The following is an 18,806-nucleotide window of genomic DNA, read 5'->3' on the forward strand; positions in this document are numbered from 1 at the left end:
CCTTTCGATGGCTCTGTACCGGCGGTCGTCCCCACCCCGGCAGTCCACCCTGTCTGTCCGCCCCAGTGTCGACAAGACATTGACACCCCGTCAAGAGCAGCCTACGGTCCTCGGCCCATAGAGCGGCCCGAACTCCGTACCCTCATGCCTCAGGAGTGCCCGGATGCGCCGTACAGCCTCTCCTTTCTCTCTGATTCTGCTGGGACTTGGCACGTTTTTGCTGGTCCTGGCGCCCATGCTGGCGTGGTACGTGACCCCGCGGGCCGCAGTGAACCCGATCGACATCGACCAGACCGCCGTCTACAAGGGCACCGGCCGCGTCTTCGACACGGACAAGGTCGAGACCGTGGACGGCCAGACCATCACCGTCACCCAGCGGGTGCGCGGCAACGTCGAGGACAGCGAGCGCAGCGGTGACGCGGTCTGGGACGTGACGACCACGGTCGACACGGACAAGACGCTGCCGGCCGCGGATCCGCACGACGCGCTGGACTTCGTACCGCACCGCTGGGTCATGGACCGCAGGACCACCAAGCCCGTCCACTGCTGCGGCGAGACGCCGTACATCGAGGGCGAGGCGTATCTGAAGTTCCCCTTCGACGTGCAGAAACGCGCCTACCAGTGGTGGGACAACACCCTCGGCAACACGATCGTGCTGACCTACCGGGATACCAAAAAGGTCCAGGGGTACACGGGTTACCGGTTCACCGGCACGGTCGCCCCGACGAAGGTCGGCACCCGGATGGTGCCGGGCAGCCTCGTCGGCCGGCCGGACAGCCCGCAGGTGCTGGCCGAGGAGTGGTACTCCAACCACGGCTTCGAGCTGGTCGTCGACCAGCGCACCGGCCGCGTGATCTACGCGCAGACCGGCCCGAAGCGGACCCTGCGGGCGCCGGGCGCCAAGAAGGACGCGGTGGTGCTGCTGGACAGCGAGAAGATCGCCTTCACGACCGCGACGCAGAAGGACGCGGTGAAGAAGGCCGAGCAGGACAGCGGCCAGCTCAAGGCCATCGGCGAGACGGTGCCGATCGGTGCGGCTGTGCTGGGGTTCGTCCTGGTGGTGGCCGGTTCCGTTTTGGTGGTACGAGGGAGGCGGCATCCCGGTTCATCCGATACGCCCGATTCCCCGCTCACGATGTGACTGGACGTCAGCTCTAATAAGGCCGGAAATTGTCACCTCGGTGAGTAGCCACGGCGAACGGGTGGGCGAAAACTGTCCACCCCCACCCGAGCACAGTCCACCCACAACACCCTCGCAGGAAGCACCCAAACCCCCCACAGGAACGTAAAGCACTCCCCCACGCTCAAAGTTCCGCACCCTGAGACGAGTTGGAGCACACATGCCCCAGCACGTGCCACCCTCGCTGCACGCCGCTTTCCCCCGGGCGTCGCAGCACCCCTCGGCGCTCCCCCCACCCCCGCGCCGAATCGTTTTCCTTGCCCATCGTGATCTGGGCAACCCGGCCGCCGGGGGCTCCGAGCTCCTGGTCGACCGGCTCGCCGACGGCCTCACCCGGCTCGGCCACCAGGTCACCCTGCTGTGCGGCGGTCCCGCGTCGTACCGCGACTACCGGGTCGTCTCCGCGGGCGGCGAACTCGGTCACTTCCTCCGTGCCCGCTCGGCCTTCTCCCGTCAGGTCGGCGACTGCGATCTGCTGGTCGAGGTCTGCAACGGAATGCCGTACTTCGCGCCCGTCTGGCACCGCGGTCCCACGCTGTGCCTGGTCAACCATGTGCACACCGATCTGTGGAAGATGCGGTTCGGCGGGCCGATGGCGCCCGCCGCGCGGCTCGGCCGAAGACTCGAGCATTGGGCTTTGACCGGTGCGCAGCACCGGAGTCTGCTGGTGGCCGTGTCCCCCTCGACGGCCCACGCGCTGCGCGGGATCGGCGTGGAACGCGACCGTATCCGTGTCGTGCACAACGGAGTGGAGGAGCCGGGTCCGCGCGCGGACCGCTCCCCCGAGCCGCTGTTCGTGGCGGTCGGGCGGCTCGTCGAGTACAAGCGCATCGATCTGCTGCTGCGGCTGTGGGAACGGGTCCGGCCCGTGACCGGCGGCCGGCTCCTGATCGTCGGAGACGGTCCCGAACGGGAGCGTCTCGAACAACTCGCCGGTCCCGGCGTGGAGTTCACCGGCCATGTCTCCGAGGCGGAGAAGCACCGGCTGCTGTGTGCGGCGTGGCTGCTGCTGCATCCGTCCGCGGTGGAGGGCTGGGGCCTGGTCGTGACCGAGGCCGCGGCGCGCGAGACACCGACGATCGCCTTCGACGTACCCGGTCTGCGGGATTCCGTCGTGGACGCGGAGACGGGTGTGCTGGCGCACGGCGAGTCCTCGTTCGCGGCGGCGTGGTGCACGCTCGCCCTCTCCGGAGAGCGCCGGGAACTGATGGGCAAGGCGGCACGGGAGCAGGCGGCGCGCTACCGCTGGGACCGGACGGTCAGACAGTTCCGCGCGGTCGCCGCCGAGGCGGTGAGGAGCTGGGCGCCATGACGGGCACTGGCCTCAAGGACCCCTCGATACGCAGATCGGTCGCCCTCTTCCGGGCCTTCCTCCACGAGCAGGACGATCCCGAGGCCTGCTACTCCCTCCTCGCCCGCGACTCCGTCGACCAGGTCGAGGCCTACGACGGTCCCGTCGCCGGCCGCACCGTCGTGGACGTCGGCGGCGGCAGCGGGTGCTTCACCGAGGAGTTCCGCAGACGGGGTGCCCACGCGTACCTCTTCGAACCCGACGTCACCGAACTCGGTCCCAAGCCCACCGACGGGGCCGTGATCGCCGACGGGTATCTGCTGCCGTTGTACGACGGGGTCGCGGACGTCACCTTCTCCTCCAACGTGCTGGAGCATGTCGCCGATCCGCAGACCTTCGTCAGTGAGCTCGTACGGGTCACGCGGCCCGGTGGGCTGATCTATCTGTCGTTCACCAACTGGCTGTCCCCGTGGGGCGGCCACGAGTGGGCACCCTGGCACTACCTGGGCGCCGAGCGGGCGCGGGCCCGCTACCGGCGCCGTACCGGAAAGGCCGCCAAGCACACCCTCGGCGAGAACCTGTTCGCCGTGCACATCGGCCCGACCCTGCGGCAGGTGCGCGCCCGCGACGACGTGCGGGTGGTCTCGGCGCGCTCCCGCTACTGGCCGTTCCTCGCGGAGACCGTGGTCAAGGCGCCCGGTATCCGCGAGATCGCCACCTGGAACCTCCTCCTCATCCTCCGGCGGTGTCCACGATGACGACGTCCACGGTCCAGGCCCCTCCCCCGGCGGCCGTACCCTCCACCGCGCGTATGTCGGGCCCGCCGGAGGGCCCGCGGTCGCGGCGCTGGCTGCTGGGGTTCTGGGCCGTGGTGTTCGTGCTGTTCCTGGCGGTGCACCCGGGGCGGCAGACCTTCGACACCAAGCTCGGGGTCACCGTCGACCCGGGCCGGTTCTTCTCCGACCTGGGCCAGCTGTGGCAGGACCAGGGCGGTTTCGGCGGGATCTCCGACCAGTACACCGGCTATCTGTGGCCGATGCTGCCGTTCTACTGGCTGGCCGACGCCGTACGGCTGCCGGTGTGGCTGGCCGAGCGGCTGTGGATGTCGCTCATCGTGTCGGTCGCCTTCTGGGGCGCCCTGCGGCTGGCCGAGCGGCTGCGCATCGGCAGCGGCGCCTCGCGGCTGCTCGCGGCCGTCGCGTACGCGCTGTGGCCGGTGTTCACCATCGTCATCGGCTCGACGTCGGCGGCCGCGCTGCCCGGCGCCTTCCTGCCGTGGGTGCTGCTGCCGCTGGTCGACGAGCGGTACAGCGCCCGGGTCGCCGCGCTGCGCTCGGCGGTGATCATCCCGTTCATGGGCGGCGTGAACGCGGCCTCGACCCTCGCGTCCCTGCTCCCGGTCGGGCTCTATCTGCTGTCCCGCCCGCCCGGGCCACGGCAGCGCAAGCTGATCGCGTGGTGGGTGCCGGGTCTGGTGCTGGCGACGGCCTGGTGGTGGATCCCGCTGCTGCTGCTCGGCTTCTACGGCGAGAACTTCCTTCCGTACGTGGAGAGTTCGCAGACCACGACCGAGACCATGGCGGCGACCGAGGCGCTGCGCGGCGCCGGGAACTGGGTCGCGTATCTGCACTTCGGCGAGGCCTGGCTGCCGGCCGGCTGGACCGTGGCGGCCTCGGTGGTCGTCATCGTCTGCTCGGCGCTCGCGGCCGGCCTCGGCCTCGCGGGGCTGGCCCGGCGGGACATGCCGGAGCGGCGCTGGCTGACGCTCACGGTGATCGTGATCGCGCCGATCCTGCTCGCCGGGTACGGCGGCGCGTTCGGGGCGCCCTTCCACGGGGTGGTGCAGGACTGGCTGAACGGCGGGCTCGTCCCGTTCCGGAACATCTACAAGTTCCAGACGGGGCTGGCCCTGGCGCTGGTCCTGGGCCTCGCCCATCTGGTGGGGGTCGCGGCCGAGACACGGGGCGCCCGGCCGGTGCGGGGGCGCCGGTTCGCGCCGCTGATCGCCGCGGTGCTGATCCTGCCCGGTCTGATGTGGCCCTACCTCAACGGCTCGATCCTCAACCCGGGTTCCTTCCAGGAGATCCCCAAGTACTGGAAGGCGACGGCCGCCTGGCTCAAGGAGGCCTCGCCCGACTCCCGCGCCCTGGTCGTCCCGGCGACCGCGCACGGCATCTACACCTGGGGCTCGACCATCGACCAGCCCCTCGACGTGGTCGCCGAGTCCCGCTGGGCGCAGCGTGACTACGTCCCCTTCGGCACCGCCGGCAACCGGCGCGCGATGGACGCCGTCGAGCAGGCGTTGATGTCCGGGGGCGAAGTCCCGGGCCTGGCCGACTACTTGAGCCGCTCCGGCATCTATTACGTCGTCGTCCGCAACGACCTCGACCCGGACCAGATCGGCTATGTGCCGACGACGACGGTGAAGCGGACCCTGGAGGAGTCCGGCTACCAGCGTATGAAGGGCCTCGGCCCGATCATGACCGGCGGCCGGATCATCCAGGACGCCCCCCTCGCGGTCGAGGGCCTCTATCCGAGGCAGCGGGCGGTGGAGATCTACGCCCCGGCCGAGGACGTACCGCGTCCCGGGCACGCCGGGCTGCTCCCGGTCGCCGACACCGCCGTCGTCTCCGGCGGCCCCGAGTCCCTGCTGCCGCTCGCGACCGAGCTGCGCGGCCGCCCGACCGTGCTGACCGGCGACAACCACCCCGGCGTCGGCACCCCGCCGCTCCAGGTGGTCGGCGACGGACTGCGCCGCGCGGACACCCGGTTCGGCCTGGTCAACGCCAATACCTCGTACACGTACACCAGCGACGAACGCAACGCGCCCGAGGCGGCGGAGGATCCGGGCGAGCAACCGCACCAGATCCTGCCGACGAAGGGCCTCGGCCATCAGACGGTGGCCCAACTGCGGGGCGCCCGCTCGGTGTCGGCGTCCTCGTACGGCAACTGGCTGTTCCATCTCCCCCAGTACGACCCGGTCAACGCCTTCGACGGCAACCCGGACACCGCCTGGGCGGAGGGTGCGCTGGGCTCGGCCGACGGGCAGTGGCTGCGGATCGCGTTCTCGGACGACGCGTACGACATGCCGTCGTCGTTCAAGGTGACCCCGCTGCCGCAGGACAGCGTGCGGGCGGCGGCGACGAAGGTGCGGGTGGAGACCGAGAAGGGGTCCGAGACCACCATCGTGCGCTCCGACGGCAGCACGCAGACCGTCAAGGCACCGCCGGGCGCGACGAGTTGGATGAAGCTGACGATCCTCGACTCGGTGGAGCGCCGCACCGGGCTGCTGGGCGCCGGTTTCTCCGAGATCACCCTGCCGGACGTCCAGGTGACCCGGCTGCTGCGGCTGCCGACCGACGCCGAGGACACGAGCGCAGGCGCCGAGCTGATCTCCCTGCACCGCACGGCCAACCCCACGGGTCTGTCCGCGACGGGTATGGAGGCGGGCCTGCACCGGCGCTTCTCGACGGCCACGGGAGGGACGTACTCGCTCCGGGCGAGCGCGGTCCCGGTGCCGGGCGAGCAGCTCGACCGGCTCCTGTACGAGGTAGCACCCGAGGGCCAGGACCATCGCGTGATCGCCACCGCCGACTCCACGGCCGCCCTCGGTGTCGGCCTGTCCGCGCGCAACCTCACCGACGGCGATCTGACGACGGCGTGGATCGCGGGCGACCGGCCGACGATCCATCTGCGCTGGGACGGCAAACAGCCGGTCAGTGAACTGGTGTTGGCACCCGCGGGCGGCCTGTCCACGCGTCCGACCGAGGTGAACATCAGCTCCCCGGACGGGGCGACCATCGCCGGTGTCGACGAGAACGGCTGGGTGCGCTTCCCGGCGATCACCACCGACCGTCTCGACATCACGATCACCCAGACGGCCCCGCTGACCCTCTACAACCCGATGGTCGACGAGGATCTGCGCCTGCCCGTGGGCCTGACCGAGGCGTACATCCCCTCGCTGGAGACGCCCGACGCCTCCTCTCGCACGCCCCAGCCGGTCAGCGACCGGGAGTTCTCGCTGCCGTGCGGCGAGGGCCCGGTGGTGTCGGTGGACCGCGAGCTCTACCAGACCGGCGTGAAGGGGACGGTGGGCGACCTCACCGAACGCCGCCCCGTCGAGGTGACGCTCTGCCAGGAAGGGCGCGACGACGCCGAGTTGGACCTCGGCTCCGGCACGCACCAGGTCGAGGCGGGGGACGCCGGACCCCTGACGCTGACCGACGTCACCCTGACCCGCGGGACGGTCGCCGAACCCACCGCCGCAGGACGTGACCTGCGCATACGGGACTGGCTCGGCGACCGCCGCGAGGTGAGCGTCGGCTCCGGCGCGGCCATGTATCTGACGACGTACGAGAACTACAACGACGGCTGGAAGGCCACGCTGGACGGCAAGGAGCTGTCGTCGGTACGGCTCGACGGCTGGCAGCAGGCCTGGCGCGTCCCGGCCGGGGCGGGCGGCACGGTCAAGCTGTCGTACGAACCGGCGACGACCTACGACGGCGCGCTGATCGGCAGTGCCGTGGCGCTGCTGGCCCTGGTGGGCCTGGTGCTGTGGCGCCGGCGCTCGCCCAATCCCGACGAGCCGCAGGTCCTTCCGCCGCCGCCGGGGCTGTGGCTGGGCACGGTCGCGCTCACCGTGGTGGGGGTGCTGATCGCCGGTTGGTTCGCGCTGCTGGTGCCCGCGCTGGCGCTGCTGGCACACCGGCGGCACGAGTGGCTCGTACCGATCGCGTTCGTGGCGCTGACCGGAGCGGGGATCGCGGCCGCCACCGGGGCGGGCGAGCCGGTCGCGGCGGGACACGGCGCCTTCGGCCATACGGCCCAACTGCTGGCGCTGATCGGGCTGTTCGCGGCGGTGGTGAGTGTCCGGGAGGCCCCTGACACCGGGCCCGAGCCGGAGGCGCCGACGCGACGGCTGCCCAAAGCCGAAGGGGGCGAACCCGTATGACCACCGCACCCGCGCGCATCCCGTTCCCGGTCGTGGACGAGGTCTCCCGGCACTGCCTCCAGGAGGAGGAGCCGGAGACGGTCCACATCGAGGTCCATCTGCCCGGGCGTCTCGACCCGGCGGGACTGCGCAAGGCGTTCCACGAGGCGCTGCTGCGGCATCCGCGGATCCTGATGCGGGAGGCGCGCGGGGCGTGGTACCGGCGCCGGTACGAGTGGGAGCTGACCGAGCGCCCGGACGTGGAGGTGGTCACCTTCCCCGCTCCGGGGAGGGACGCCTTGCGGGACGCCCGGACCCGGGCGCTGACGACCGCGCCGCCGCTGACGGACTCGCCGCCGATCCGCCTGGAGGTGGTGGAGGGGGCGGGCCGGGCGGAGGGCAGCGAGGCGTCGGACGTCGTGGGATGGGGCGGGACGCCGTCGCAGCGGCCGTGTCCGCCGCTGAGCGACTCCACCGTCCTCTTCCTCACCATCAACCACACGGCCCTGGACGGCCCCGCCTGTCTCCGCGTCCTGGCCACCGCCGCCGGGCTCTACAGCGGCCGTGACAACAGCCCCGCGGCGCCCCCCGTCCGCACCACCGAGAGCCGGCAGGACCCCGCGGACACCCCCTCCAACTGGTCTCCCCCCGCACGCGTGGCGCCCGGCACCCCCGAACCCTCCCCCGGCAACGGCATGCTCGTCACCGAACTCCCCCTCCCGCACCGCCCCAAGGGCGCCCCCTACACCGTGAACGACCAGCTCATGGTCACCACGGCCCTCACCATCGCCCACTGGAACCGCGAACACGGCGCCCATCCCCGCCCCCTGCGCATCACCATGCCCGTGGACGACCGCCCCCGCGACACCAGCATGCCGATCGGCAACGGCACCCGGCTCGTCGAAGTCCCCTTCGCACCACAGGAGTTGACGACGACCGACCTGCCCGGCCTGCTGGAGCGCACCGCGACCCGCACCCGCGCCCTCAAGTCCCTCCCGCGCCCCCAGCTCGGCCACGGCGCTGCCCTCCTCACCGCCCCCGTCACCCCCGTGGCCTGGCGGGCCGCCCTCACCCGGGGTCTGCGCAGAGCGGCCGGGCCCTGGACGTCCACCACGCTCCTCAGCAACATCGGCCGTATCCCGTACCCGCTGGACTTCGGCGAGGAGGCGGGCCGGGCGCACGCCGTGTGGTTCTCGGCGCCCGCCCGGATGCCCCGCGGCCTCACGGTCACGACCGCTTCCACCGCCGGTCGCCTCCATCTCGCCCTGCGCTGGTCGCGCGCCCTGCTCAGCCACGGCGACGGCGCCCACCTGCGGGACCTGTTCGAGCACTATCTGCACACGACGGACGTGGACCAGCGATGACGACCGCCCGGACCTCCCCGACCGCCCCCGCCAGGCCGCCCGGGCTGCGCGACTTCTACGAGGACCCCGCGGTCCCCGTCGCCTCCGGCACCCCGCGCAGCCTCCGCCAGGCCCGGATGCTGGCCAAGGCCCTGGCGGCGGAACGCCCGCAGACCATCGTCGACATCGGCTGCGGCGACGGCACCGCCGCCGCGGTCGCCGCCCCCCTGCTTCCCGGCCACCGCCTCGTCGGCGTCGACTGGTCCCAGGACGCCCTGCGCCGCGCCCGCACCCGGCTGCCGTACGCGGTCCGCGGCGAACTCGGCGACGGCGGGCTGCCGTTCGGCACCGAGTCCGTCGACGCCGTGCTGTTCAGCGAGGTGATCGAGCATCTCGTCGACCCGGACTCGGCACTGGACGAGATCCGCCGGATCCTGCGCCCGGGAGGCCATCTCATGCTGTCCACCCCGAACCTGGCCGCCTGGTACAACCGCGCCCTGCTGCTGGCCGGGGTACAGCCGGTGTTCTCCGAGGTCAGCCTGCGCGCCATCCACGGCCGACCGGGCCGGGAGGTCGTGGGCCATCTGCGGCTGTACACAGCCCGTGCGCTGCGGGAGTTCGTCGCGGCTGCCGGCTTCACGGTCGTACGCCTGGAAGGGGCGCCCTTCCACGGCGTACCGCGCCCCATGCGGCCGCTCGACCGGCTGGCGTGCCGCAGACCGTCCCTCGCCTCGATCCTGCTGTTGCACGCGCGGAAGACCTAGGGGGCCTGGCCATGTGGTGGGGAGTGGCGGCGGCCCTGTTGGCGAACACCCTGTACAGCATCGGTTTCGTCCTGGAGAAACGGGCGCTCACCTCCCTGCCCGAGGTGTCGATCCGGCAGCCCGCCCGGCTGCTGCGGCTGGTGCTCGGCAGTCCGCTGTGGATCGGGGGGTCGCTCGCGCTGGCCGCCGGGTTCGGGGCGCAGCTGATCGTCTACCGGACCCTGCCGATCGCCGCCGCGCAGGGCATCTTCGTCTCCGGTCTCGTGCTGCTGGTCCTGCTGTCGGCGCGGCTGCTGGGCGAGGAGACGACCGGGCGGGAGCGGTACGCCCTCGGGGCGATCCTCGGTGCCCTGCTGATGGTCGTCCTGTCGTTGGACGAGCGCGCGGACACCGTCAGCCAGGCCGCCCCGTACCCGCTGATCCTGCTGGTGTGTGTGCCGTCGCTGGCGGCGGGCGTGTGGCTGTACGGGTCCGCCGAGCGCCGCGCCCGCCATCGGCACCGGATGCCGACGACCGGCGTCGAGTACGGCGTGGCGGTGGGCCTGCTGTACGGCGTGAGCTCGCTCGCCATCAAGGGGGTGTCGAGCTATCTGACCTCAAGCGGCCTCGGAGGAGCGGTCGTCGACCTCCTCCAGTCCCCCTATCCCTATCTGCTCCTGTTCACCGGCGCGTTCGGACTCGTCATGTCGCAGGCCGCGCTCCAGCGCTGCCGGGCCTCGCTGATCGTGCCGGTGTGCACGACGGTGACCTGTCTGTTCACGGCGGTGCTCGGCACGCTGTCGTTCGGCGAGGCGCTGCCGCACGACCCGCTGCGGCTCGCACTGCGGCTGGCCGGCACGGCCCTCGCCGTCTCCGTCCTGCTGTCCATGCCCAAACACGACCGGAGCCCGGCCCAACCCCCCGTCAGCGCCAAGGAGTTGACTCCCCCATGAAACCCGACGACCCGCTGCTCCAGATCCTGGCGTGCCCGCTCGACAAGGGCCCGCTGCACCTCGTCGAACCGGACGAGGTCCTCTACAACCCGCGCCTGCACCGCCGTTACCCGGTGGTGGACGGCATCCCGCAGCTGCTGCCGTCCTCCGGGGAGCAGGTCTCGGACGACGAGCACGAGGAACTGCTCAAGCGGATGAGCCCATGACCCTGGCCGCGAGAGTCGCCCCGCTGCTGCCCACCCGGCTGGTCGCCGCCGTCGCCCGGGCCGTGTATCCGCGCTTCGAACCGGAGTTGGCAAGGCTCGGCGAGCTGTGCCCGGCCGGCTGCGGGACCGCCGTGGACGTCGGCGGCTGGTACGGCCCGTGGACGCGTCGGCTGTCGAGGCGTGCGCGCCGGGTGGTGACCGTGGAGCCGGTCCCCCATCTGGCCCGTCTCCTCGCCGCGACCGCCCCGCCCAACGTCCGGGTCGTCCAGGCCGCCGCGGCCGAACGCCCCGGCCAGGCCCGCCTCTGGCTGCCGGCCCGCGACGCGGGCGACCGGGGTGTCTCCTCGCTGGTCCGCCGTGACATCCACGCCCAGGCGCTCTCGGTCGGCTGTGTCACCCTCGACGAACTCGGCCTCAAGGACGTCGGTTTCGTCAAGGTCGACGTCGACGGCAGCGAGCTCGCGGTCCTGCGCGGCGCGACCGGCATCCTGGCGCGCGACCGTCCGGCCCTCTTCATCGAGCTGGAGTCCCGTATCCAGCCGATCGCCCCGGTGGTGACGTATCTGGCGCTGCTCGGCTACGAGGGCTGGGTGCTGCCGGGCCGCGACTGGGTGCGGCTGAGCGCCTTCCCGCTGGAGGCGCACCAGGCGGAGGCCTCCTACGTCGTCGGCCGCGGCCTGCTGCGCCGCGTCCTGCCGCTGCGGGGTCCCCGGTACGTCAATTCGGTGCTCTTCCTGCCCGACGCCCGCCGCCCGGTGGGCCACGATGGATCACATGTCCCTTGATTTCCAGCTGGTACTGCTGCGCCGCATGGCCGACCACAACCCGGACCTCGTCGAGGACGCCCGCCGCGAGCTGGGCGCCTCCCTGGCCGACATGCGCGAGGCGAACAAACGCTGGCAGGCGATGATCCGCTCCCCCCGCGCCCGCGCCGCCGCGTCCCGCTACCGCTCGGTCCTGGGGACCCCCGAGACGGTCCTCACCCGCAAGATCGGCGACCTGGACTGCGAGGCGTGGCTGTGGCCCCTGCCCCTGTGGCCGGACCTGCGCTTCGAGGTACTGCTGGCGCCGAACGGCGGGGTGTGGAACGAGTGGCTGGTGAGGGCACCGGGGGCTCCGGCGCCGGAGCTGCGGACCCTGGAGGACCTCACCCCTTGGTCCTGCACGGTCGACGAGGCCGCCCGGGCCTTCCCCCCGGCCCGCCCCCTGGAGGGCACGGCCCCGACCCGCTGGGGGCTTGCCTTCACGGCCCCGGACGGGGACGGCGTACGGCGGGAGTGCGCGGCGGAGTTCACCTGGGGCTTGCTACAGCGACTGGCAGTGCACTGAAATCTGTCCCACCCGATCAACCTTCATCGGATTCCGTTCCGAAACCGGTCATCCAGCAGATCACACCCCATCAAGTCCTACGGTGTGGCGATGACCGAGACGTCAGATCGGACCGTGCCCGTCGAACGGCTGAAGCTGGGCGATCACGCCTGCATGAGTCCGCGCGACACCGACTCACCGTGGAAGGTCTTCACCGCGTACACCCGGACCAGTCTCGCCCGCCGGGAGAAGGTCCTGCTCGTCATGAACCCGGACGACATGAACGACGACGACGTGGTCGCCCTCCTCGACGGCGGCTCCGGCCATGTCGCCGCCGCCCGGGACAACGGACAGCTCTCCCTGAAGCGGAACACCGAGATGTACATCCCGGACGGCCGCTTCCGCGAGGACCGCACGATCGAGCTGTACACACAGGAGGTCAACCGCAGCCACAGCGAGGGCTGGGCGGGGCTGCGGCTGACCGCCGACATGAGCTGGGCCCCGAGGATCGGCCTCGACCACGACCGGCTCCTCGACTACGAGGCCTCCGTCGCCCCGCTCTTCGCCGACCCGCTGTTCACCGCGATCTGCTGGTACGACCGGGAACGCTTCGGCGACGGCCTGCTGAGCGACATGACCAAGGTCCACCCGCTGCGGGTCCTGGAGAACCTCGACTCCATCGACGCCGGCGCGACCCAGGACGGCAGCCGCATCTCCGGTTCCGCGGAGCTCGGCACCCGCGCGGAGTTCATCGAGTCGCTGCGCGAGGCGCTGGACCGCCGGGACACCACCGGGCCCGCCCGTGTCGTCCTCGACCTGCGGGACCTGTGCTTCATGGAGGCGCACTGCGCCTGGCAGTTGATCAGCCTCGCCGGTTCACTGCCGGACGGCAGCGAGGTCACCGTGCGGTGCGGGGAACTGCTGGGGCTCGTCCTGCGGCAGCTCGGCGCGGACGAGGTGCCCCAACTGGTGCTCAGCGTCGAGGGGGACGAGGTGGCGGGGTGAGCGAGGACCTGCTGCTACGACGGGAGTTCGACCGGACCGGCCTCCCCCTGCTGCGCGCCCTGGTCACCGAGAGCGCGATCAGGGCGGGGCTCGCCGGCGGTGCCGTCGGAGCTTTCGTGCACGCCGCGTTGGAGATCGCGACGAACGCCGTGGTCCACGGCGGCGGGCACGGGACCCTCGAAGTCCGGCTCACGGGCGGCGAGTTGCGGTGCCGCGTCACGGACCGGGGACCGGGCCTGACGGAGCGCGCCACGGAGGGACACGGACTGCGGCTCGCCGAGGCGCTGACGGGACCGCTCGAACTCCACGGCGGCCCCGGGCGGTTGGGCACCAGCGCGACGCTGGCGGTACGGGTCTGAGGGGACCGGGCGGTCGTAGTCCTCACCCATACGGCCGCCCACCGCCGTCCGCCTACTCCTCCTCCGTCCGCCGGGTACCGAACCACGCCGCCACCTGACTGCGGTTCGCGAACCCCAGCTTCACGAGTATCCGCTCGACATGCCCCTCGGCCGTGCGCTGCGCGATCACCAGCTTGTCGGCGATCTGCTTGTTCGTGCACCCCTGCGCGATCAGCGCGGCCACCTGCGTCTCCCGCCGGGTCAGCGGCACCTCGCCCGGCGGTGCCGCGGCCTGCCTGATCACCGCGGGCTCCCGCGCCTGCCCCAGCGCGTACGCGACGGCCTCCTCCATGGACAGCCCGCCGCCCCGCCGGTGCGCCCGCTCGTACGCCGCGTCCCCGAGCGCCCGGCGCGCATGCCGCTCGGCGATCCTGAGCCGCCCGGGCTGGAGCGTCTCCACGGGGTTGCCGCCGATGTCCCGCCAGATCCGGTCGACCGCCCCGCGCAGCACGCCCGCCCGCTCGGCGGCCCCGGTCAGCGCCAGCGCCTCCGCGGCGGCGAGCAGATCGAGGGTGCGGGCGAGACTCTGGGCCTGCCGGGTGGTGTACGGCAGCCGCAGACACGCCCGCGCGTGCTCGGCGGCCCGCTCGTAGTCCCCCGCCGACCAGTACGCCAGCGCCAGAGTGCGCAACGCCCAGCCGCGCGCCCACTGTTCGCCGTGCGCCTCGCAGAGCGTGATGGCCTCGACGCACAGCGGCACCGCCTCCTCCGGCCGGCCCCGGCTGACGAGGGTGCAGGCCAGTTCGACACGGGTGAGGACGATGAAGCTGGCCGTCGTGGTGCGCGCCCGGCCCGGGCCCAGGGTGCCGGCCGGCACCGGCGGCGGACTGGGCACCGACAGCTCCCGGTCCGCCGTCGAGCGGGGCGTCTCGGTGCCCGACAGGACGGCGGCCGAGCGGGTGTGGACCAGCGACATCAGCGCGCCCGCCCACATCGCCCTGGTCAGCGCCACATCCGGACGCGCCCCGGCGCGCAGCGCGCCGTCCATGAAGTGCCGGCCCTGGCCCCAGATGCCGTCCGCGACCCAGTGGAACCACAGGGAGGAGGCCATCCGCAGCCCGTGCTGGGCCTCGCCGGGGGTGGTGAGACAGAAGTCCAGTGCGGCCCGGAAGTTGTCCCGGTCCAGGCGCAGCCGCTCGGTGATCTCCGCCTGGTCGGGCCCGAACCAGTTCCGCTCGTACTCCCCGGCCAGCCGCGCGAAGTGGTCCCGGTGCCGGCGCCGGGCCGCGGTCACCTCACCGAGGTCCTCCAGCTTCTCCAGGCCGTAGTCCCGCAGGGAGACGAGCAGCCGGTAGCGGACCTGCCCGCCGTACTCCTCCCGGACCAGCACCGACTTGTCGACCAGCCCCGCCACCGCGTCCAGGACGTCCGCCTCGCCGAGGCCCTCCCCGCCGCAGACCGCCTCCGCGGCCGTGAGGTCGAAGCCGCCGACGAACACCGACAGCCAAGCCCACACCAACTGCTCCTGCGCAGTGCACAGTTCATGGCTCCAGTCGACCGCGGAGCGCAGCGTGCGGTGCCGGGGCGCGGAGGCGGGGCTGCCGCCGGTGAGCAACTGGTAGCGGTCGTCGAGCCGTTCGACGAGCTGCTCCACACCGAGCGCCCGCACCCGTACCGCCGCGAGTTCGATGGCGAGCGGCAGCCCGTCGAGCCGCCGGCACAGCCGGGCCACGGCCTGCTGGTTGCCGTCGCCGAGGGTGAAACCGGGCACCACGGCGGCCGCCCGGTCGGCGAACAGCCGCAGCGCCGGGAACCGTTCGGCGGCGAGCGTGCCCCGGGCGATCTCGTCCGGCGCGGGCGCCGGCAGCGGCGGCACCTCGAAGAGCCGCTCGCCGACCGGACCGAGCCGGTGCCGGCTGGTGGCGAGGATCCGTACCCCTTCCGTCGCCGACAGCACGGCGGCCGCGAGCACGGCACAACTGCGCAGCAGATGCTCGCAGTTGTCGAGCACGATGAGCAGCCGCCGCTCCCGCAGATACTCCACGAGCGCATCCAGCGGCGGCCGTACGCTCTCGCTGCGCACCCCGAGCGCGTCCATCACGGCGTGCGGGACGAACGCCTCGTCCCGCAACGCGGCGAGCGGCACCAGCCACACCCCGTCCGGGAAGACCCGCGCCACCTGCCGTGCCACATGCCCGGCGAGCCGGGTCTTGCCCACCCCGCCCGGGCCGGTCAGTGTCAGCAGTCTCCCCACCGACAGCAACCGTCTGACTTCGGCCGCCTCGTCCCTGCGCCCCACGAAGCTCGTCAGCTCCGCGGGGAAGCCCGAAGTACGCCGCGACTCTGATCCGCCCACGACCAGTCACGCCCTCTGTAGTGGTCCCCGTACGCGCTGTTTCCCCGCAGGGTAGGCACCGGGTGTGCGCGACAGGCCGGGTTCGCGGAATTCCCGCCTCTAAGGGTGAGCGAAAGTTGCGCCCGGCCCCTGGGCCGCCCTCAGGATCGCCGCCACGACGAGCGGCAGGGACCGCGGATGCAGGTCGAGGAAGAGGTTGGGCTCGACGAGCTCCAGCTCCATCACGCACGGCCGGCCGTCGTCACCGTCCACGAGGTCCACGCGCGCGTACAGCAGCTCCGGTGCATCCGGTACGGCGGCCAGGGCGCGCTCGGCGACGGCGAGTTCGGCCGGGGTCGCCGTCCACGGCTCCAGACCCGGGTGGGCGACCTTGTCCGCGTCGAAGGCCGTACCGGGCGCGAGGACCGCCCGCTTGCGGCTGGCGTGCAGGAACCGGCCCCCGAAGAACAGCAGCGCCCGCTCGCCGCCGGCGTCGATGCCCCTCATGTACGGCTGCACCATCGCGGTGAGCCCCTCCTCGTGCATCCGCGCGAGCTGCCGTACGGCGGTCCCGTGCTGCTCCGGCGTGTACCGCGCGGCATAGCGGGCGCCCGCTCCGGAGGCCGGCTTGACGACGTACTCCCGGTCGTCCGGGAGGTCGACGGCCGCGCCGGGTGCGAGATACCGCGTGGGCACGGTGGGCACCCCCGCCGCCGCCAGCTCTCCCAGATACCGCTTGTCGGTGTTCCACCGCACGACCTCGGCCGGGTTCGCGAGCCGGGTGACCTTGCCGCACCGCTCGGCCCACGCCACGAACTCCGCCACCCGCCAGCTGTAGTCCCAGGTGGACCGGATGAGGGCGAGGTCGTAGCCGCCCCAGTCGACCTCGGCGTCGTCCCAGAACACGGCGTCCGCCTCGGCCCCGGCCGCGCGCAGGGCGTCCAGGAGCACGGGCAGATCGCGGTCGTGGCTGGGCTCCGGCCGGGGGTCGTAGGTGACGAGGGCGACTCGGGGCACGACGGGGTCCCTTCTCATGTGACGGCTACCTCGGCAGGCTAGGCACGTCCCCCGTGATCGCGGCAACCCATTTGACCTTGCCCTATGGGGAGGCCCCAGCATCAGCGGCGGAACCCGGACGGGAAGGACGTACATGCTGACGATCGGTGCCTTCGCGAAGGCGTGCCGGCTGTCGCCCAAGGCCCTGCGGCTCTACGACGAGCTGGACCTGCTGCGTCCCGCGAAGGTCGACCCGGACACCGGCTACCGGTACTACGCGGTCGAGCAGCTGGAGCGGGCACGGCTGGTGGCGTGGCTGCGGCGGATCGGGATGCCGCTGGCCCGGATCCGCGAGGTGTGCGCCCTCGATCCGTCGGCGGCGGCCCGGGAGGTCCGTGCGTACTGGGAGCGCGTCGAGGCGGAGACCGCCCAGCGGCGCGACCTGGCCGGGTTCCTGGTCGACCACCTGACGTCCGCCGCGCGAAGGGACCCGCCCGTGCTGGAACTGCGCTACGCCGCCCGCTCGGACCCCGGCCGGGTCCGCCCCGCCAACCAGGACACGGCGTACGCGGGCACCCGGCTGCTCGCGGTCGCCGACGGCTACGGCCCCGCGGGCCTGCCGGCGAGCAGCGCGGCCGTAGCGGCGCTGAAGTCCCTGGACGCCGAGGACGTGTCGGCGGGTGACGTGCTCAATCTGCTGGAGGAGGCGGTGCGGGGCGCGACGGAGGCGGTGGAAGACGTGACCGACTCGGGCACGACCCTGACGGCACTGCTGTGGACGGGCTCCCGGCTGGCCCTGGTGCACATCGGCGACTCCCGCGCGTATCTGCTCCGCGAGGGCGGTCTGTTCCGTATCACCCACGACCACACGCTCGTCCAGTCGCTGATCGACGAGGGCCGTCTGACACCGGAGGAGGCGAGGTCCCACCCGCAGCGCGCCCTGCTCCTGAAAGCCCTCGGCACCACGGCCCCCGACCTGCGCCTGCACGAGGCCCGCCCCGGCGACCGCTACCTCCTGTGCTCCGACGGCCTGTCCTCGGTCGTACCGGAGGACGACATCCGCCGCACCCTCGCCTCGGCCACCACGCCGGACGCGGCCGTCCACACCCTGATCGCCACGGCGAACACCGCGGGCGGCCCGGACAACGTCAGCTGCGCGGTCGCGGACCTGGTGCCGGCGGACGGCGCCGACCCGACCTGATCGGGCACAGGATGTCGGGTCGGGCAGGGTGGGTCCTTCCTACCGTGGGTGATCGAAAGGGAAGGAGGCCGGGGTGCTGGAGCGGCTGAACCAGGCCATGGAGTACATCGAGCACCGCCTCGACCAGCGGATCGAGGCGGCCGACGTGGCACGGACCGCGCTGACCTCGGAGTACCACCTGCGACGGATGTTCTCCGCGCTGGCGGGGATGCCGCTGTCGGAGTACATCAGGCGCAGACGGCTCACCGTCGCCGGTGCCGAGGTACTGGCCGGGGACCGGACGCTGCTGGAGATCGCGGTGCGCTACGGCTACACGTCGGGAGAGGCGTTCGCGCGCGCGTTCCGCGCCATGCACGGCGTCGGTCCCGGTGAGGCCAGACGGACCGGCGCGGCTCTGGAGTCCCAGTCACGGCTGTCCTTCCGTCTCACCGTCGAAGGGAGCAGCAGTATGCGATACCGGATCGTGGACAAGGACGAGTTCCGGGTGGTCGGCAGGAAGGTGCGCGTCCCCCTCGTGCACGAGGGGATGAACCCCGCCATCGCCGACTTCATCCGGGGCCTCGGCCAGGAGACCGTACGGCGCATCGAGGAACTGTCCGACCAGGAGCCGCAGGGGATCGTGGGGGTGAGCGACAACCTGGACCCGAGCCGGGCGGAGGGCACCGAACTCGACTACTACCACGGGGTGGTGAGCGGGGCGGCCGTGCCCGAGGACATGGACGCGCTCACCGTGCCGGCCGGGACCTGGGCCGTCTTCGAGAACTCCGGGCCGTTCCCGCAGGCACTCCAGTACCTGTGGCGGGACGTGTTCACACAGTGGTTCCCGTCCAACCCGTACCGCGGCCGCCCGGGCCCCGAGCTGCTGCGGACCCGGCTGACACCGGACGCGGCACAGGCGGACGCGGAGCTGTGGATCCCGGTGGAGCGGGATCGCGGCTGAGCAGCGCCGGGTGTCCGGCGAGGGCGCCGTGCACAAT

Annotated in this window: 16 protein-coding genes; 14 read left to right on the forward strand and 2 right to left on the reverse strand. The window is 72.4% G+C overall.

Annotation, left to right across the window (positions count from 1 at the left end; genetic code table 11):
* Window positions 1-163: 163 nt before the first annotated feature.
* The 12 genes from ACFY0U_RS01625 (at window position 164) to ACFY0U_RS01680 (ending at window position 13,318) form a co-directional block, all read left to right on the forward strand.
* Window positions 164-1,141 (forward strand): DUF3068 domain-containing protein, encoded by a 978-nt coding sequence (locus ACFY0U_RS01625; protein WP_388628589.1) that lies wholly within the window; start codon window positions 164-166, stop codon window positions 1,139-1,141.
* Window positions 1,142-1,340: 199 nt separating this feature from the next.
* On the forward strand, window positions 1,341-2,492 hold the full coding sequence (locus ACFY0U_RS01630) for a glycosyltransferase family 4 protein (RefSeq protein ID WP_388628592.1): 1,152 nt from the start codon (window positions 1,341-1,343) through the stop codon (window positions 2,490-2,492).
* Complete coding sequence (locus tag ACFY0U_RS01635; protein ID WP_388628595.1) at window positions 2,489-3,229, forward strand: class I SAM-dependent methyltransferase; 741 nt, start codon at window positions 2,489-2,491, stop codon at window positions 3,227-3,229. Before ACFY0U_RS01630 ends, ACFY0U_RS01635 begins: the two co-directional genes overlap by 4 nt.
* Window positions 3,226-7,422 carry an alpha-(1->3)-arabinofuranosyltransferase family protein gene (locus tag ACFY0U_RS01640; protein ID WP_388630384.1) on the forward strand — a complete coding sequence of 1,399 codons (4,197 nt, stop codon included), beginning with the start codon at window positions 3,226-3,228 and terminating at the stop codon, window positions 7,420-7,422. Before ACFY0U_RS01635 ends, ACFY0U_RS01640 begins: the two co-directional genes overlap by 4 nt.
* Window positions 7,419-8,765 carry a condensation protein gene (locus ACFY0U_RS01645; RefSeq protein WP_388628598.1) on the forward strand — a complete coding sequence of 449 codons (1,347 nt, stop codon included), beginning with the start codon at window positions 7,419-7,421 and terminating at the stop codon, window positions 8,763-8,765. The genes ACFY0U_RS01640 and ACFY0U_RS01645 overlap by 4 nt, the downstream gene beginning before the upstream one ends.
* Window positions 8,762-9,508, forward strand: a complete 747-nt coding sequence (locus ACFY0U_RS01650; protein ID WP_388628602.1) for a methyltransferase domain-containing protein — start codon at window positions 8,762-8,764, stop codon at window positions 9,506-9,508. The genes ACFY0U_RS01645 and ACFY0U_RS01650 overlap by 4 nt, the downstream gene beginning before the upstream one ends.
* A 23-nt stretch (window positions 9,509-9,531) precedes the next feature.
* Window positions 9,532-10,440 carry a hypothetical protein gene (locus tag ACFY0U_RS01655; RefSeq protein WP_388630387.1) on the forward strand — a complete coding sequence of 303 codons (909 nt, stop codon included), beginning with the start codon at window positions 9,532-9,534 and terminating at the stop codon, window positions 10,438-10,440.
* Entirely contained in the window at window positions 10,437-10,646 is a 210-nt protein-coding gene (locus tag ACFY0U_RS01660) for a Trm112 family protein (protein ID WP_388628605.1), read from the forward strand. Before ACFY0U_RS01655 ends, ACFY0U_RS01660 begins: the two co-directional genes overlap by 4 nt.
* A complete protein-coding gene (locus ACFY0U_RS01665) occupies window positions 10,643-11,431 on the forward strand; it encodes an FkbM family methyltransferase (protein WP_388628608.1) in 789 nt (262 codons plus the stop codon). Before ACFY0U_RS01660 ends, ACFY0U_RS01665 begins: the two co-directional genes overlap by 4 nt.
* Entirely contained in the window at window positions 11,412-11,975 is a 564-nt protein-coding gene (locus ACFY0U_RS01670) for a hypothetical protein (protein ID WP_388628611.1), read from the forward strand. The genes ACFY0U_RS01665 and ACFY0U_RS01670 overlap by 20 nt, the downstream gene beginning before the upstream one ends.
* A gap of 90 nt (window positions 11,976-12,065) precedes the next feature.
* Window positions 12,066-12,959, forward strand: a complete 894-nt coding sequence (locus ACFY0U_RS01675) for an MEDS domain-containing protein (RefSeq protein WP_388628614.1) — start codon at window positions 12,066-12,068, stop codon at window positions 12,957-12,959.
* Window positions 12,956-13,318 carry an ATP-binding protein gene (locus tag ACFY0U_RS01680; RefSeq protein ID WP_388628617.1) on the forward strand — a complete coding sequence of 121 codons (363 nt, stop codon included), beginning with the start codon at window positions 12,956-12,958 and terminating at the stop codon, window positions 13,316-13,318. Before ACFY0U_RS01675 ends, ACFY0U_RS01680 begins: the two co-directional genes overlap by 4 nt.
* Before the next feature lie 52 nt (window positions 13,319-13,370).
* Here ACFY0U_RS01680 and ACFY0U_RS01685 read toward each other — a convergent pair whose 3' ends face one another.
* On the reverse strand, window positions 13,371-15,596 hold the full coding sequence (locus ACFY0U_RS01685; RefSeq protein ID WP_388628620.1) for an ATP-binding protein: 2,226 nt from the start codon (window positions 15,594-15,596) through the stop codon (window positions 13,371-13,373).
* Between the two features lie 156 nt (window positions 15,597-15,752).
* The gene (locus tag ACFY0U_RS01690; protein ID WP_388630390.1) at window positions 15,753-16,649 is read right to left on the reverse strand and encodes a RimK family alpha-L-glutamate ligase; all 897 of its coding nucleotides are present in this window, start codon (window positions 16,647-16,649) and stop codon (window positions 15,753-15,755) included.
* A 133-nt stretch (window positions 16,650-16,782) separates the two neighbouring features.
* On the opposite strand from ACFY0U_RS01690, the gene ACFY0U_RS01695 reads away from it, so the two are divergent.
* Window positions 16,783-17,829, forward strand: a complete 1,047-nt coding sequence (locus ACFY0U_RS01695) for a MerR family transcriptional regulator (RefSeq protein WP_388628623.1) — start codon at window positions 16,783-16,785, stop codon at window positions 17,827-17,829.
* 73 nt (window positions 17,830-17,902) lie between these two features.
* Window positions 17,903-18,769 carry a GyrI-like domain-containing protein gene (locus tag ACFY0U_RS01700; RefSeq protein WP_388628625.1) on the forward strand — a complete coding sequence of 289 codons (867 nt, stop codon included), beginning with the start codon at window positions 17,903-17,905 and terminating at the stop codon, window positions 18,767-18,769.
* Window positions 18,770-18,806 lie beyond the last annotated feature (37 nt).

The sequence above is a fragment of the Streptomyces sp. NPDC001536 genome, assembly GCF_042894505.1.
GTDB lineage: Bacteria > Actinomycetota > Actinomycetes > Streptomycetales > Streptomycetaceae > Streptomyces.

Bases quoted from the DNA above. Each gene is read 5' to 3' on its own strand.
- ACFY0U_RS01625 (WP_388628589.1), top strand. From the start codon at position 164: ATGCGCCGTACAGCCTCTCCTTTCTCTCTGATTCTGCTGGGACTTGGC.
- ACFY0U_RS01645 (WP_388628598.1), top strand. From the start codon at position 7,419: ATGACCACCGCACCCGCGCGCATCCCGTTCCCGGTCGTGGACGAGGTC.
- ACFY0U_RS01640 (WP_388630384.1), top strand. From the start codon at position 3,226: ATGACGACGTCCACGGTCCAGGCCCCTCCCCCGGCGGCCGTACCCTCC.
- ACFY0U_RS01665 (WP_388628608.1), top strand. From the start codon at position 10,643: ATGACCCTGGCCGCGAGAGTCGCCCCGCTGCTGCCCACCCGGCTGGTC.
- ACFY0U_RS01675 (WP_388628614.1), top strand. From the start codon at position 12,066: ATGACCGAGACGTCAGATCGGACCGTGCCCGTCGAACGGCTGAAGCTG.
- ACFY0U_RS01650 (WP_388628602.1), top strand. From the start codon at position 8,762: ATGACGACCGCCCGGACCTCCCCGACCGCCCCCGCCAGGCCGCCCGGG.
- ACFY0U_RS01660 (WP_388628605.1), top strand. From the start codon at position 10,437: ATGAAACCCGACGACCCGCTGCTCCAGATCCTGGCGTGCCCGCTCGAC.
- ACFY0U_RS01670 (WP_388628611.1), top strand. From the start codon at position 11,412: ATGGATCACATGTCCCTTGATTTCCAGCTGGTACTGCTGCGCCGCATG.
- ACFY0U_RS01635 (WP_388628595.1), top strand. From the start codon at position 2,489: ATGACGGGCACTGGCCTCAAGGACCCCTCGATACGCAGATCGGTCGCC.
- ACFY0U_RS01695 (WP_388628623.1), top strand. From the start codon at position 16,783: ATGCTGACGATCGGTGCCTTCGCGAAGGCGTGCCGGCTGTCGCCCAAG.
- ACFY0U_RS01630 (WP_388628592.1), top strand. From the start codon at position 1,341: ATGCCCCAGCACGTGCCACCCTCGCTGCACGCCGCTTTCCCCCGGGCG.